At 71.5% G+C, this 15,011-nt stretch carries 13 protein-coding genes; 3 read left to right on the top strand and 10 right to left on the bottom strand.

All coding sequences use genetic code 11. The features are described 5' to 3' along the window. Nucleotides 1-50: 50 nt before the first annotated feature. Complete coding sequence (locus I3F58_RS06390) at nt 51-674, top strand: GNAT family N-acetyltransferase (RefSeq protein ID WP_240107247.1); 624 nt, start codon at nt 51-53, stop codon at nt 672-674. Next, nucleotides 674-1,636, top strand: coding sequence for a PaaX family transcriptional regulator C-terminal domain-containing protein (locus I3F58_RS06385; RefSeq protein WP_240107246.1), 963 nt, complete (start codon nt 674-676; stop codon nt 1,634-1,636). Before I3F58_RS06390 ends, I3F58_RS06385 begins: the two co-directional genes overlap by 1 nt. Before the next feature lie 463 nt (nt 1,637-2,099). Here the strand turns inward: I3F58_RS06385 and I3F58_RS06380 are convergent, their stop codons facing one another. From I3F58_RS06380 to I3F58_RS06370, 3 genes are all read right to left on the bottom strand, one after another. After that, nucleotides 2,100-3,455, bottom strand: a complete 1,356-nt coding sequence (locus I3F58_RS06380) for a hypothetical protein (RefSeq protein ID WP_240107245.1) — start codon at nt 3,453-3,455, stop codon at nt 2,100-2,102. A gap of 135 nt (nt 3,456-3,590) precedes the next feature. Next, a complete protein-coding gene (locus I3F58_RS06375) occupies nt 3,591-3,803 on the bottom strand; it encodes a hypothetical protein (protein ID WP_240107244.1) in 213 nt (70 codons plus the stop codon). Continuing rightward, the gene (locus I3F58_RS06370; protein ID WP_240107243.1) at nt 3,787-4,926 is read right to left on the bottom strand and encodes a hypothetical protein; all 1,140 of its coding nucleotides are present in this window, start codon (nt 4,924-4,926) and stop codon (nt 3,787-3,789) included. Before I3F58_RS06370 ends, I3F58_RS06375 begins: the two co-directional genes overlap by 17 nt. 347 nt (nt 4,927-5,273) lie before the next feature. On the opposite strand from I3F58_RS06370, the gene I3F58_RS06365 reads away from it, so the two are divergent. Beyond that, nucleotides 5,274-5,882: a GPP34 family phosphoprotein gene (locus I3F58_RS06365; protein ID WP_240107242.1), complete on the top strand. Its 609-nt coding sequence runs from the start codon at nt 5,274-5,276 to the stop codon at nt 5,880-5,882. 220 nt (nt 5,883-6,102) lie between these two features. Here I3F58_RS06365 and I3F58_RS06360 read toward each other — a convergent pair whose 3' ends face one another. The 7 genes from I3F58_RS06360 to asnB all read right to left on the bottom strand — a co-directional run bounded on the left by I3F58_RS06360 (nt 6,103) and on the right by asnB (nt 14,971). Beyond that, a complete protein-coding gene (locus I3F58_RS06360) occupies nt 6,103-6,438 on the bottom strand; it encodes a hypothetical protein (RefSeq protein WP_240107241.1) in 336 nt (111 codons plus the stop codon). A gap of 145 nt (nt 6,439-6,583) precedes the next feature. Further along, nucleotides 6,584-7,876, bottom strand: a complete 1,293-nt coding sequence (locus I3F58_RS06355) for an ATP-grasp domain-containing protein (RefSeq protein WP_240107240.1) — start codon at nt 7,874-7,876, stop codon at nt 6,584-6,586. Between the two features lie 2 nt (nt 7,877-7,878). Continuing rightward, nucleotides 7,879-8,652, bottom strand: a complete 774-nt coding sequence (locus tag I3F58_RS06350; RefSeq protein ID WP_240107239.1) for an aspartate/glutamate racemase family protein — start codon at nt 8,650-8,652, stop codon at nt 7,879-7,881. Next, nucleotides 8,649-9,908, bottom strand: a complete 1,260-nt coding sequence (locus tag I3F58_RS06345) for an MFS transporter (protein ID WP_240107238.1) — start codon at nt 9,906-9,908, stop codon at nt 8,649-8,651. Before I3F58_RS06345 ends, I3F58_RS06350 begins: the two co-directional genes overlap by 4 nt. Next, nucleotides 9,898-10,983, bottom strand: a complete 1,086-nt coding sequence (locus I3F58_RS06340; RefSeq protein ID WP_240107237.1) for a MupA/Atu3671 family FMN-dependent luciferase-like monooxygenase — start codon at nt 10,981-10,983, stop codon at nt 9,898-9,900. Before I3F58_RS06340 ends, I3F58_RS06345 begins: the two co-directional genes overlap by 11 nt. Before the next feature lie 39 nt (nt 10,984-11,022). Next, nucleotides 11,023-13,038 (bottom strand): hypothetical protein, encoded by a 2,016-nt coding sequence (locus I3F58_RS06335; protein ID WP_240107236.1) that lies wholly within the window; start codon nt 13,036-13,038, stop codon nt 11,023-11,025. Between the two features lie 61 nt (nt 13,039-13,099). Then, a complete protein-coding gene (gene asnB, locus I3F58_RS06330) occupies nt 13,100-14,971 on the bottom strand; it encodes an asparagine synthase (glutamine-hydrolyzing) (RefSeq protein ID WP_240107235.1) in 1,872 nt (623 codons plus the stop codon). Between the last annotated feature and the right edge of the window lie 40 nt (nt 14,972-15,011).

Below are 15,011 nucleotides of genomic sequence, written 5' to 3'. Positions count from 1 at the left end.
GTATTCAGAACGAACGTACTATGCTTGCTCGGCGAGTGCGAGGAGGAGTTGTGAACACAGCGGTCGTCATCCGGCGCGGCGTCCCACGCGGTGCCGAGGAACGTGTCGCCGAGCTGTACTGGGAGGCGTTCGGCCGCAAGCTCGGCGCCGCCCTGGGCCCCGCCGACCAGGGCCGCGCCTTCATGGCCCGCCACCTCCACCACGACCGTGCCGTGGTCGCCCTCGCCCCGGACGGCGGCGTCGTGGGCGTGGCGGGTTACCAGCTGGCGGGGCGCGCCCTGACCGGAGGCGGAGTGCGTGACGTGCTGTCCCGCTACGGCTTCTTCCGCGGCCTGCCACGCCTCGCCCTCCTGGCCCTGTTCGAACGCGCCCCCGCACCAGGCGAACTGGTCATGGACGGCATCGCCGTTGCTCCCACCTGCAGGGGCACGGGCATCGGCGGCCTCCTGCTGACGGAGATCGCCGCCATCGCAGCCGAACACGACTGCTCCCGTGTCCGCCTGGACGTGATCGACGTCAACCCGCGTGCCCTCGCCCTGTACCGGCGACACGGATTCCTCCCCGTACGCACGGAGCGAACCCCGTACCTCAAAGGCCTGATGGGCTTCGGCGCGGTCACGACCATGCACCGCGCCGTCTCCACACACCCCGCCGACGCCCCCGAGGAGCAGTGATGGCCGAGGCCCCGGCGGCGACCCCTCTCGCCGGAGTCACCGCACCCCAGGTCGCCACCCGCACCCTGGTCTTCGCCCTCCTCCGCCAGGACGGCACCGTCGACGCCGGCGAACTCCACGCCGTGGCCGACGCCCTGGGCATGACCGGCCAACAAGTCAGGCTCTGCGTCAAACGCCTCGTCGCCGAGGGCCGCTTCACCCGGCAGGGCCGGGGCCGCAAGGCCGTGCTGCGGGCCACCGCCGACCCCACCGGAGCCATCGCACCCGACGCCGAATACGTCCGCCACGCCTACCGCCAGGACCACGGACTCGCCCCCTGGGACGAGACCTGGCACCTGTTCGCCTTCGCCATCCCCGAAACCGCCCGCCACGCCCGCGACTCCCTGCGCGACACGCTCATCCATCTCGGCGCCGCACCACTCCAGGGCGGTCTCTACGTCTCCGCCAACGCGATCGGCCCGATCGTCGAGGCCCACGCCCGACACCTCGGTGTCATGCCCTTCCTCACCAGCCTGACCAGCCGGGACCTGCGTCTGGGCGACGAGGACGACCCGGCACGACTGGCGGCCCGACTCTGGCCGCTCGACACGATCGCGGAGCGCCACGAAGAGCTCGCCGCCCTCGCCGCCGCACGCCTGGACCGGCTGACCCGAGCGGCCCGGCCGACCACGAACGAACGGCTGACGTACGCGGTCGAGCTCGCCGCTGCCTTCACCACCGCCATGCGGCCCGACCCGCTCCTGCCCCCCGAACTGCTTCCCCAGCCCTGGCCGGGCACCCGCGCCCGCGCACTGACCGCGCAGTGCTGGAAGGCCCTCGCCGCCGAGAACGAGCACCGCCAGGACCGCAGTGACCTGAAGCTCTTCCGCCTCTACGACGACGCCCTCACCGATACACCCGGACAGGATGCGAAGCCCGCCGACGACCAGGGCGAATCGCCCGACGGGGGCCACGGCGGATGAACGGGCGTCGAGCGAGGAGGTATCGGCGGCAGCCGGGGGAGCACGTCCCCGACGGGAGCGTCCGCCCACCGCCGTCCGCCGAAACCTTCATGCCACCGCGTCAGCCGCGGTCACACCCGCGCCCGCCTCCGCCCCGCCGCCGTAGCGTCGAGGCCGAGCCCGTCAAGCTGACCGGCCCCCCGGTCGCTCACCAGGGCTTTGATCCTGCCACGGAAGAGCACGTAGTCGATGCGTTGTGCAGAGCGGGCGGACGCCCGCATCCTCATCGAACCCATGACGACCTTGTGAGCGGGACGATCCGGCGTAGGCCGGGCGGCCGAACCAGACCCCCGCCCCGCACCCTCACCCCCAGCGAGAGGCGAACACCACCTCACGAACCTCCCGGCAAGGGAACTGATCTGTCATCGGAGCGCCCTGCTGTGCAGGGTGCCCGGCTCGCCGCATGCGTAGCCGCAGCGTGGAGTCAGCCGCTGAAGAGGTGCCGGCTCCGTTCGAGAAGTTCATCGACCTCCGTGTCGACGAGCGGCTCGTCGTCGGCGGGGCTCCAGCACCGCACGCCCTGCTCGGCCCAGGTGCGCAGCTTCACGTCCGGATCGTCCAGCCCGGCGACCGCCGCGCGCAGCGCCACCACCCCGCGGCGCGCGGTGAGCAGCCGGAACGCGGCGGTGCGGACGTGCCGCGGCCATTGCCGCCCGGTACGCCCCGTCAGGTGACCGACGGGCAGCGCCTTCGCATGAGGCAACAGGGCGTGGACCGTCTCCCGCACGACACGGGACACCGGGTCGTCGATCAGCGGCAGCAGCAGATCTGCGTCCGCCGCGTCCAGCACACGCAACCCGGCGACGGCATGAGCCCGCACCCGGCCGTCCGGGTGGGCGAGAAGCGACCGCAAGAGCCCGGCATCATGGCGGTGCCCGCACTCGGCCAGGCCGATGACCGCGCCGGGTGCCGAAACAGGACCGCCCGGGACCACGCACCGCTCCCGGTACCAGGCTGCGGGGTCGCCACCGTGGTGCCGCACGACGTACCGGGCGCACGCGCGCACCAGGCCGGACCGGTCAGCGAGAAACGGCTCTGCCCGCTCGGTCTGTCCGGCCCGCCTCAGCGCTGTGACCCCGGCCGAACGGGCCCGCGGCCCGCGCGCGGCCAGCAGGGGTGCGATCACCTCGTCCGACGGCCCGGCATCCCGCAGGGCTGCCAGCGCCGCTGTGGAGCAGACGTCCTGGACCACGGTGTCCGGATCACGTCCCGCCGCGACGGCCAGCTCGCCCGGGCCGAGACGGCCGTGTTCGACGCCCAGCCGGTACGTGAAGCGCCGCACGGCCAGGTCCGGGCTGGCGAGGAGGACATCGAGCCGGTCCCGTGGTGCCGCGCCCAGAACCTCGGTGAGCAGCTCGACAGCGAAAACGCCCCGATCACGACGGCCCATGCGAAGGACCAGCGCCGCGAGGCCGGCAGCCGTGTCCGCGTCCAGCACGTCGCGAAGCAGCTGCCGGGCGCGTTGCCGCACCGGCTCCGCCCAGTCGGCACAGCGGATGACGACCAGTGGCAGCAGACCGGGGTACCGCTCCGCGAACGGGAGCGCGGCCGCGCGGATCCGGCCGTCGCGATGGCAGAGTGCGACCGCGAGGCGTGGCTCGTCCGCCTGCGCGAGATCGTCGGGAAGCGGTGCGAGGCAGCGGCGCTCGGGGAAGTACACCGACCGGTGCAGGGGCGCATCGCGAACCCCGGTGTCCAGCGCGAGCCAATCACCGGACTCGGCGGCACCCAGTACGCTCACGAGCGGTGCGCCGTACGAGAGCAGCACCGCCGCATCCACCTGGTCCCGACACCCTCGCGCATTGCCGCGCCCCCCAGCCAGCCCGTTCACGTACCCGGTGATCGTACGGGGCGGCGCAGTCGCCTGTCGCAGGTTTTCCCGCAGGCAGGAGTCGACCCGGGGGCGGGGCGGTCATCAGGGTGAAGCGAGGATGTCGTCGATCGCGGACCTGGCATCCTCGTCCTGCAGGAACGCCCGGTAGTCCCGATATGCCGACAGCCGCCGGTCGGATACCCGCACCGCGCTCAGGATCTCCCGCGTCCCAGGGGAAACCGTGCCGATCCGGGCGAGGGCCCGCAGTGCGTCGAGGCAGAAGTCGGCATCGCCTCCGTCAGCGAGGGGACGCACGTATTCCTCCAGAACGGACGCACTCGGCTCCGGCTCTCCTGTGATCGACCACAGCGCGACCGCAGCCTGTCTCGCCCGCGTCGTCGAGGAGTTCTGCCAGCCTGTCGACGTACGGAGCCGCACGCGCCCCCAGCACCGCGAGCAGGTGGGCCGCCCGGTACCGTACGCCGTCGTCCGGGTCGGTCAGCAACGCGCCCGCGAGCGGCAGCAGCGCGGAGGCCGCCGACGGCCGGACCACCAGTAACCGCCACCCCTCGTCCAGCGCGGCCCGGCACAGCAGCGTGTCCCCGGTCCGGCGCGCCGCACGGATGAGACGGACCACGAAGGAAAGCCGCGTCCGCGGCGCGTCTTCGAGCAGGTAGGCCGCCCACGAGACGACATCCTCACGGGTGTGGGGACCGTCGACGTCCGGCACGTACCAGACCGCCTCGAACTGCGGACGCACAGCCGGGTCGGAAAGGATCTCCACCAGCAGCTCCTGCTCGCGGACCGGAGCCACAGAATCGAACGCCGCCCAGGCACACACGGCCGCGACCTGCATCACGGGACCACCCGTCCGCACCACCTCGGCCACCACCGCGCGCACCCGGTCCTTCACCCCGGCGTCATCGGAACGGTCCGCAGCCTCCCCCAGCGCGAGCAGCGCGGGCAGCCGCACCGCCGGGTGCGCCACGGCGTGCCACCGCTCCAGCAGCTCCCCGACCCCCTCTGCCAGAGGGAGGGCGTCTCTGCGGATCTCGGGCCGCGGGTCCGCGAGCAGCGCCCGCATCCGGGAGCGCTGCCGCTGCCACGCCTCGTGCCACCCGGCGTCGACCAGCCCCGGTCCGGCTTCGGCCGCCGTCTTCGCCAGCCCTGTCAGCAACTGGACGAGCGTGACCCGGGCGCCCATGTCCGGATCACCGGCGAGGGCAACGACGAACGGCAGCGCGGCGGTCGCGACGGAGGTGATGCGCCCGGTCCCCAACGCGAAGCAGTCGAACAGGGGATACTGGTCCTCCTCGGTCGCCGCCCCGCCCTTGAGCGCCAGGCGCCGCAGGACGCGCGGCATCTCCTCAGCCGGGTAGTGCTCGGTCGCCGCCTCCAGTTGCTCCCACGGCACATCGTCCAGCGCTTCGATCACCATTCCTGCCACAAGCCCCCCATGGCGTCACGAATGAACTCCCATCGGACATCGTGCCATTGCGAGACGGCCGTACAGGCCGGCTGCTTCTGCCCATGGGGAGGCCCCGTCATCCGTGCCCGCCACTCCCAGGTCGTCGCCGTGAGCGAACCCGGACAGTGCCGCCGACCGCGCCTGCGGGGCGGACACGGTGGCCGCCCGGGGCTGCGCGGGCCGCCCCCGGCAGGCGGATGGCAACACCCGGTCACGGACATGCCATGGAAGGAGGACAAAGACCGGATGAGCGATACTTGACCATCACCCCGCCCCGCGACGGGACGCGGGTGCGGCCGACGACGAGGGAGCCGTACATGACCACGGCGAAAGACCTGTTCACCATTGCCCTGGAACCCCGGCCGGAGCGCTCCGTGGGGCAGGGCGACCTGTCCCTGTCCCTCGCGGGCGCGGAACTGGTCGACCTCCTTCATGCCGAGGCCATCAGCTTGGACGGCGATGTCATCGTGCCGGGCCCTCGATCGGACCTGGACGACCGGCTGCTGGGTGCAGCGGCGTCTGCACTCGTGCGGCAGGTGCCGTATGAGAGCGTCGAGGACTGGCTGTGGCGCAGGGGTCGTGACCTCGCCGCGGCCTACCAGGCCGCGTTCGAAGAGGACGGCCTGCTGACCCGTGCGCGGCGCGGCCGCCTGAACCTCGGGGCCGAGCGCATGGAGCTCGTTGACACGCCCACCCGGCGTCATGCACAGAGTCGTTGGCAGGAGGACGAACCCGTTCTCAGGGCCCTCGCCGCGGCCATCGGCATCCACCCTGATGAACGCCCCCACGATGATGTCGGCTCGCACGGCGAAGCGGTGACGACCGTGCTTGCCGCCGTCAACGACGCGGTGATGGAACTGGAAGCCGTACGTCAGCGGCGTTCCATCGAGAACGCGGCCTACGCAAATGTGTGGCGGGCCCCGTAGGCACTGTGGCCGGCCCTCCCCGCCAACGCCGTCTTCGCCCCGACTTCAACGATCAAGTACCTGAGGTCTGCCGGGGCCTTGAGCGGCACGAGTGGGTCCTTCACCGCGGCAGTCGCCAGACTCCCTCAGGGCACGAGCAGAGCTGGTACGGATTCCGGGAGAGGAACGCCGCCGCCACGGACCACGGTGAGGGAGGCCTTGCCGTCCGCGACCGGACCGGTCAGGTCGGCTTCCGCTTCGTAGAGGGGGCCGGCCCGGACCAGCTCGGCGTGCTCGGGACAACCGTCGGCGACGCCGACGGCGATGAACCCGACAGCACCTTGGTGACGATCCGGCTGCCGCACCGCTCGGCGGACGGGGCGGCGTCGGCCGGGTCGTTCGTGATCAGCGTGTCAGGGACGTGCAGGCCGCATGCGGCGGCGGCGAGCCGGACGGGCTTGGTGCAGTCCGCGTTCACCTGGGGCCGGTTCACCCGGAGCACCCCGGGCAGCGCGCCGAGCGCCGTCGTCGCGTGCCTGGCCTCAGTGGCGGCGAACTGGCGCGCAGGGCCGCTCACCGTGCCGACGTTTGTTCCCGCCTCCAGCCATGGCATCGACGCCGGCAAGAAGAACGCGGGACGCAAGCGGAGCATCGCCACCGGAGAACTGGGCAGAGCGACCCCTCAGAAGGGTGTTGCCCTGCCCAGTTCGTACGTCGTGTCGTTACGTCAGGGCATCGACGTGGGGGACCTGATTGAGTTCTGCCACGAGGTCGCGATGGCGGCGAAGCCCCTGCGCACCGTCCTCCTCGGCCGCCGGGTCGGGCTCGGTCACGAACCGCACCTGGGAGGCCAGCGACTGGGCCAGCTCCTGTGCGGCCTGGGCCGTCTCGGCCGTCACCACCACATACCCGGCCCGGTCCAGCGACCAGCGGACCCGTGGGATGAGCTGGCCCACCTCGAAATTGAGGTGAAACTCGACGACACCGGCGTGGGCGCGCGCCTCATCGGCGCCCTCGATGGCGACCAGGCGGCCGGGCTCGGCCTCGAAGAAGACGACGGCCGCTCCGCCGTTTGCCGCGGGACGCTCGGCGAGCGGCTGGAGCAGACCCGTGGCCCAGGCGAGGCCGGCCTCCTCCAGGTCGATGCCGTAGACGGCGTGCGTCATGGTGTTGATCCGGTCGCCCCCGCGCCGGTTGTGGCTCTCGACCACCCGGGGCCCGGCCGATGTGAGCTTCAGCTCGGTGTGCGACAGACCGCTGCGGAGGCCGACCGCGTCCAGGAAGTCGGACACCGTGCGGCACACCTCCTCCTCCAGGGAGGGGGCCAGCTGGGCGGGAATGGCGTGCCCGAACTCGACGAAGCCAGTTCCGGTGATCTTGTCCGCGATGGCGATCGGCACGTGACGGCCGTCGAAGGAGAGAGCGTCCACGCTGATCTCCGGGCCTTCGAGGTACTCCTCCAGCAGGAACTGCTTCAGGCCGAGCCCACTCAGCGTGGCGTACGCGGACTCGGCCGCCCCGGGGCTGTCGATCTTGTGGATGCCGATGCTCGCGGAGCCGCCCAGCGGCTTGGCGATCAACGGGTATCCCTGGGCCGCACCGAACTCCCTGATGTCCTCCAGACTCGACGCGACGGCCGCCCGCACGGTGCTGACGCCGAGCTCCGCGGTGTGCCGGCGCATGTGCCACTTGTCGGTCAGCAGTGCCACGGTCTCGGCAGAGACACCGTTCAGGCCGAGGGCGTCGTTGAGCAGGGCGGTGGTGATGACGCCCTCCTCCTGAACGGTCACCACGGCCGAGAACGGCGTACGGTCGTGCAGCGCACGGACGGAGTCCACCAGCTCCCGGGGGTCGGACTGGTGCCGCAGCACCAGGCAGATCTCGTCGTGCACGGCGTCGGCGGGGAGCTTGCGGAACTCCTCGGGGGTGTACACGCAGACCACGTCCAGCTTCAGCCGCCTGGCCCGCTGGAGTATCGGGGGTTTGGGCGAGACGAGACAGACACGCGTGTTCATGGTCATTCCTTCGTGTGGTCGGGGCGCGGAAGACGCCTGGCGAGCGCCACGGCGTCCTGCGCCAGTGCCGTGGTGGGGTCGAAGACGGGGAGGTTCTCGGCCCGGTGACCGAGCACCAGGGGGAGTTCCGTGCATGCTGCGACGATCATGCCCGCTCCGGCCCCGGCGACGGTTCTGACCGCCGGGGCCAGTGCCTGCTCGGCGGCCTCCAGCTCGCCGGCCTTGATCAGCCGCACGGCCCGCATCACGGACCGTTGCTGAAGCAGCGGCGGGGGGACCACCGCGTCCATGCCCTGCTCGCGCAGACTCTCCTGGTACAGGCCCGTCACCAGCGTGCCGGTGGTGGCGAGGAGCCCCACCCGGGAGACCGACGGCGCGGCCGCGCGCAGCCGCCGCACACTGGCGTCAATCATGCTGAGGACGGGGACCGCCGAGGCCCGCCGCAGCTCCGGGAGGAAGGCATGCGCGGTGCTGCAGGGCATGGCGATGATTGCGGCCCCCGCGGACTGGAGCAGGCGCACCCCTTCGAGCAGGCGGGGGAGCGGGCTGGGCCCGGCGCACAGGATGGCGTCGGTGCGGTCCGGCACAGTGGCGTCGGACCACACCAGCGTCCGCAGATGCTCCTGGTCACTGGCGGCGGGCGTCTCCCGTACCAGCTTCGCGAAGAAGTCCGCCGTGGCGGCCGGCCCCATGCCGCCGAGCACACCGACGATGCCGGACGCCGCCGGATCGGGTGCCTGCGTCGCGGTCCGGTACCCGGAGGTGACCGCGCTCACCGTGCCGACCGCCCGTTCACGGCGAGCGCGTCGTCCCTGAGGAGGGTCCACGGCACGAGGCCGCCTAGCAGCACGACCGCGCCGACCAGCACCCACACGGGGGCGCCCCGGTCCACGAGCGGCCCCACGATCAGCAGCGGCCCGACGAGGTCCTGGCCCACCCGGCCCAGGTTGTAGAAGGACAGGTACCGTCCGAGCGACTCCTTCGGGGCGAGTTCGAAGGACAGCGGTGTACTCGCGATGAAGAGGCTCTCCCCGGCTGTGTGGGCGAGCATGGCGACCACGAGGACCGCGAGCGCCACCCAGGCGTCGCCCACCGCCCCGGCCCCGGCATAGGCGAGACACGCGGCACAGATGGCGACACCGCCGAGCGCGGACGCGCGCAGAGCGGCGGAGAAGTCGGCGAACATCCGGTTCACCGGTACCTGAGCCGCCATGGCCAGCGCGCCGTTGAGCGCGAGCAGCGCGGTGAGGCTCCACTTGGGAGAGCTGGTGGCGTGGACGATCCACAGGGGCAGCACCAGCGACAGGATCGTGTTGTGCGTCTGGGCCACGCCGTTGACGACCGTGATGGCCAGGTACCGCCGGTCGCGCAAGGGGGAAAGTCCGCCGCGGCGTTCCTTGTCCCGGCCGGTGGCCGCGGGCTCCGCCTTCGGGACGTGCAGCCGGGCCACGAGGAGCGCGGCGACGATGAAGGACGCGGCGTTGACCCCGATCCCCACCAGGTACAGGGCGCTGGAGCCGGTGACGACGGGCAGGGTGGCGGCCAGCGACCCGAGCACGATCGCCCCGTTGCGCGCCGAGAACACGGTGCCCAGGATCGTCGCCCGGTCCCTGGCCTCGAACAGCCGGCCCATCAGGGCCTGGTTGATGGCAGGGCTGGCCCGGTCGGCCGTGGTCACGACGCAGGCGAGCACCACGAACAGCCAGTACTGCTCGGCGAGCAGGTACAGGCCGTAGCCCACGGCGCGTACGCCGAACAGCACGATGAGGCTCTTCTGCGGCCCGACCCGGTCCGCGAGGGCGCCGATGCGGGGGCCGAGGAAGAACGCGCAGAGGCTTCCCAGGGAGATCGCCAGGCCGACGGCGGACACACTGAAGCCCCGGACGGTGGTGAAGAACAGGACCGAAGTCGCCGTGAAGATGCCGGTGCCGAAGGAGTCGGCGGTCACACTCGCCAGGAGCAGTCTGGTCTCACGCCGTTGCAGCATCAGCACATCGCGCAGACGTGCCCACAGGGCGAGGTCAGTGCGCACTCTCGACGACCTCACGTCCGGAGCCGCTCTCGCCGGCGAGGGCGGCGATCAGCGGGATCACCGCGGGGATCCGCTCGCTGGGCACGCCGAAGTCCAGCAGACATGCGATGTCGTCGACACCCGCCGCCGCCACCCGGTCGGCCATGCCCCGGCAGGTGTCCGGGGAGCCGATCAGGGAGCCGCCCTGCAGATAACGCTCGTAGGTCGCGTCCAGCAACTCGTCGAGGAGGTCCTCGGGTATCTCGTCGTCGGGCAGGACATGCCCGCCGCTGATGGTGCCGCCGCCCTGAGCGGCCCGGAGCTCCAGCTTCACCGCGGAGCGCAGATAGTCGCGGAACGGTGCGCGGCTGCGGGCCTCGGCGGCCTCCGGGTCGTCGTCCAGGTGGGTGTGCAGCATCAGGGAGACCGTCCCGGTGGCCGGATCGAAGCCGGCGTCCGCGCGGGCCTTGCGGTAGAGGGCCACTTTCTCGGCGAGCTGGTCCAGGTTCTGGCCGATCAGGTGGGTCAGCACGTTGAGGCCGCGGACCCCGGCGTCCTGGAAGGTCCGCGGGTTCCCCGACGAGGTGATCCAGATCGGCAGTTCCGGCTGGACGGGCCTGGGGTGCAGGCGTGCCGCGAAGGGCTGCCCGGTGCCGTTGGGAAGCTCGACGTCCTCGCCTCGCCACAGGGCGCGCACCGTGTCGATCTGCTCCAGCATCACCTGGTGCCGCGACTCGTAGGCCTCGGGGGCCAGCACGAAGTCGTTGGCGTTCCAGCCGGAGCCGAAGGAGACTGCCGCACGGCCGGACGACCAGTTGTCGACGACGGACCAGTCCTCGGCGATGCGCACCGTGTGGTGCAGCGGAGAGATGAGGCTGCCGGCCCGCAGCTGGATGTGTTCGGTCGCGGTGGCCAGCGCGGCGCTGGTGAGCGCGGGGTTGGGGAACACACTGCCGAACTGGTCGAAGTGCCGTTCGGGAGTCCACACCGCGTCCAGGCCGTGTACGTCGGCCAGACGGCTGGTCTCCAGCACCGTCCGGCAGGTCTCCCGCGGGGCCGCCTCACCGGAGGCGAAGAACATGACGCTGAAGCGCAAGGGACTCTCCTGTCTGTCGGAACGCAGAGGCGGGGGCGGTCAGACCGCGGCGGGCACGGCCCGGGTCGCGGACCAGCCGTGGACGTGGCCGTGGACCGGGTGACTCGGCACGTTCTCGCCGCACTCCAGGCGGGCCGGGGCCCCGGCGACGAGCGTGTCGGTGCCGTCGCCTCCCTCCGGCCAGCGGATCTCGGCGGTGTTGCGTCCGCGGCGCAGGATGTCCGGGGCCACGGTGAACCTCCGGGTCGTCCACGTCGTGCCCGCCTCGGCTGTGCCCACCACGTGTCCGTTCACGGCGACCGACACCGACGCGGCCGGTACTTCGGCCGGCAGCCGCCAGGTCGCTTCGATGACGAGCGGGGCCGGTTCGTCGACGACCAGGGTGGACCGGGTGCAGGGGGAGCTCGCCCGCAGGTATGCCACCCGCGGGCCGACGCCGGCTTGACGACGCTCGTTGAACGTGGTCGCGAGGTTCGCGTCGGCCAGCAGGTCGGTGTTGCCGACGTGTTCGGCGACAAGCAGGTTCTCGTAGCGCCGGCGCGCCGGGACGCCCCTGCTTTCGAGTGCGTCGAGCATGACCTCGCGCAGGCCGTGGTCCGCCAGCTTGCCGTTGAGCCGGCCGTCGCCGACCACCATGTAGCGCCGGAACGCCGGGTCCTGGGTGGAGCGCTCGTAGGAGGAGCACATCCAGTTCGGGGCGGTCCTCGTCTGGTAGTCGAGGTAGTCCTCGAAGCGGCCGGCGACCGAGGCGTCGGCATCGAGCGCTCGGGTCAGGTGGTGGCGCAGCACGTCCTCGGGCTGGCCGTAGTGGGCGTTGTGCACGGCGGCGAGGAAATGGGCCAGGGCGAGCCGGTCGGCCGCGGCCCGGACCGGAACGCCGCCGGCGCCCGGCCGCTCGGGCAGCTCCAGGGCGCTGCCGAGGGCCTCCGCCACGGCCAGGGCCGTGGCGCGCAGGCCGTCGAAGGTGAGATGGCAGTAGTCGAGGAAGTACCGGCGGCCGGGTGCGCCGGCGTCGCCCTCCCGGAACAGGGCCGCCTGGTCGACCAGGTGGAACCCGGCCTCCTCGGCCTTGTGGCGCATCACCTCCTGCACGGAGGTCAGGGTACGCGGGGAGTGGACGGCGAAGGGGCTGACCACCGCGTCCTTGGCCGCCCGGAGCGCGGTGAGTGCCTCGTCGGGCGAGGCCGCGCAGCGTGCCGCCAGGCGGTGGGAGACAGGACTGGAGCCGCCGTCGAGCCCGGCCATTTCGGCGACGACCGTGCGGGCGCCGGCGAGGTCGCCGTCCCGCAGAGCCCGCTCGGCCTCGTCCCGGGCACTCAGCCAGCGCCGCATCCGTCCGGCGGGCAGGGCGGGGCAGTCGAGGATCGGCTCGTCCGTCCAGTCGCCCAGGTTGAACTCCGGGACGACCAGGACGACGGGGACCTTCCCCGCCAGTTCGCGCAGCAGGTCCAGCGCGCTCGCGGCGACCTCGGTGACGAGATCCCGGAAGGACGCCGCGGCCGCCGGGAAGCCGCCCTCTTCGAGCAGCAGGGCCAGTTCGTGGCGTTCCACGGGCGTCGGGTCGATGTTGTTCCAGTTGTTCCCGGCGTGTACCACGAGTGCGTCGGCCCCGAGGGCGAGGGCTTCGGCGGCCGTCTTGAGGAGTTCCGCCAGGGAGCAGTTGGTGCGGGCGAGGTCGAGGACGTCCACGCCGGTGCCGTCGAGGGCGGCGTCGACGAGCCCGGCCAGCGAGTACGCCGGGTCGAAGAAGTAGCCGCGGGTCGCGGACTCCCCGAGCACGGCGACAAGGCGGTGTCCGGGGCGCAGGGGTATCTCCGGCCGGTCGGCCCAGTAGCGCCATTCGTCCCGGCGCTCGGTGTCCCGGCGTAACTGTCCGTCCGCCAGGCGCCACACGCCCACTTCGGTTTGCGACAGTTGGGGCGCGGCCAGCTCCGTCGAGCGCTCGACGGGTCGGCCCAGCACCTGCATCCGGGCCAGGGCGAGGGTCCCCTCCGGTCCGGACAGGGCGTGGCTGAGTCGCTCGGTGATGCTGTGAGTCGGATCGGTCGGCGGCATCCGTTGTCCCCTTGGCAATGTGGGTCCGGGCAGGGCTGCCCGACGCGCGCCTGAATCGCCGTCAGGCGGAGTATGCGGGCAGGTCGTAAAGGTCGAGGAGGAGGTTGAAGGTGAGTACGGTCATCAACAGGTCGGTCTCGAAGGGAACGTTGATGCGGAACCCGGGCGTGCCGTACTCGCGGACGAGCCGCTCCACGTGGTCCGGATCGAAGTAGCCGTCCGCCTCGATGCGTTCGCGGGACAGCAGGGCCTCGATGGCGGGGTCGTCCTGCCGGATCAGGTGCGGGCTGCCCGGCGCGGTGAAGCCGAACTTCTCGCGGTCCACGATCCGGCGCGGAATCCAGTCCCGGGCGACCTGCTTGAGGAGGTACTTCTCCTCAAGACCCTTCAGCTTCAGCTCGGGCGGCACGGTCGCGAGGAACTCGACGAGCTCCCGGTCGAGGAACGGATGGCGGGACTCCACCGAGTTGGCGAACACCATGCGGTCGCCGTGGTCGCCGAGCAGATGGTCCGCCAGCCGGAGTTTGAGGTCGAGGTAGGAACGGCGGTGCAGATCGTGCAGGCCGGTCAGGCGCTCGCGGTCGACCAAAGGGTGACCGAGGCAGTCGATCTCGTCCTGCCGCTCGCGCACCGGCGCCGAGTAGAGCCGGGCCTTCGTGGCCCTGAATCCGGCGTCGTTGCGTTCGTAGAAGAAGTTCTCGTCCCCCCAGAGGCCTTCGCGAATCCTGGCCTCCCGCAGGTCGGTGACGCCGCCCGCGGCCTGTGCGCGCCGGACCTGGTCGAAGCGGTAGCCGATGTAGCCGCCGAACAGCTCGTCCGCGCCCTGTCCGGTGAGCACCACCTTGACCCCGGCGCGGTGCACGGCTTCGGACAGCGCGTGGGCGGCCGAGTTGAACGACTCCTTCAGCGGGCACTCGGTGTGCCGTACGACTGTGCGCAGCCGGGAGGTTATCTCCTCGCCGTGCACGAAGCGCTCGGTGTGGCGGGTGTCGAGGACACCGCTCATCCACCGCTGGTAGTCACTCTCGGAGAGCTCCCGCTCGGGGAAGGCCGCCGCAAACGACTGGATCTCGGCCTCCGGCATCAGATGCCGCATGATCGCGCCGACCAGGGAGGAGTCCAGGCCGCCGCTCAGGTAGAGGCCGACCTCCACGTCGGACTGCAGACGCTTCTCGACCGAACGGACCAGCAGGTCCTCGACCCGGCGGACGTAGTACGACTCGTCGTGGCGTTCGAAGTCGGCGTCGGTGCGCGGGTATGCGAGGTCCCAGTACGTCCAGGCCTTGGGCCGGTCACCGGGGCGGAACTCGACAGCGGTGCCGGGCGGCACGCTGTGGACGCCCTCGAACATCGTCCGCGGGCTCACCAGACCGGGCAGGGTGAACACCTGGTCCAGGCCGACGAGGTCGACGCGGCGCGGCACCGCGGGGTGCTCCAGCACGGCCTTGATCTCGGAGCCGAAGACCAACTCGCCGCCCTGGTGTGCGTAGAACAGCGGCGTGACGCCGAAGTGGTCGCGGGCGCCGATGAAGAGCTGCTCACGGTGGTCGTAGAGCACGACCGCGAACTGCCCGTCGAGCCGACTGACGAAGTCGCGGCCGAACTCCTCGTAGAGGTGCGGGATCACCTCGGTGTCGCAGCGCGTGCGCAGGGTGTGACCCCGGTCGACGAGGAGGTCACGCAGTTCGCGGTAGTTGTAGATCTCGCCGGTGGTCATGGCGACGATCTGCCGGCTCTCGTCGTACATCGGCTGGTCGCCGGCTCCGAGGTCGTTGATCGCCAGCCGTGTGAACGCGAACGCCACGGTCTCGTCGACATGGAATCCGGTGGAGTCCGGTCCTCGGTGTCCGATGACCGCGCTCATGGCGTCGAGCGTCTCGCGCGCCGCCCGGAGATCATGTCGTGGCCCGACGAAGCCCGCGAGTCCACACACCGTCAACACCCTTCCCAGAGTTGATTGGTACGGCTCTACG

Source organism: Streptomyces sp. MUM 203J (assembly GCF_022414595.1).
GTDB lineage: Bacteria > Actinomycetota > Actinomycetes > Streptomycetales > Streptomycetaceae > Streptomyces.
This window is presented reverse-complemented; position numbering and strand designations above follow the sequence as displayed.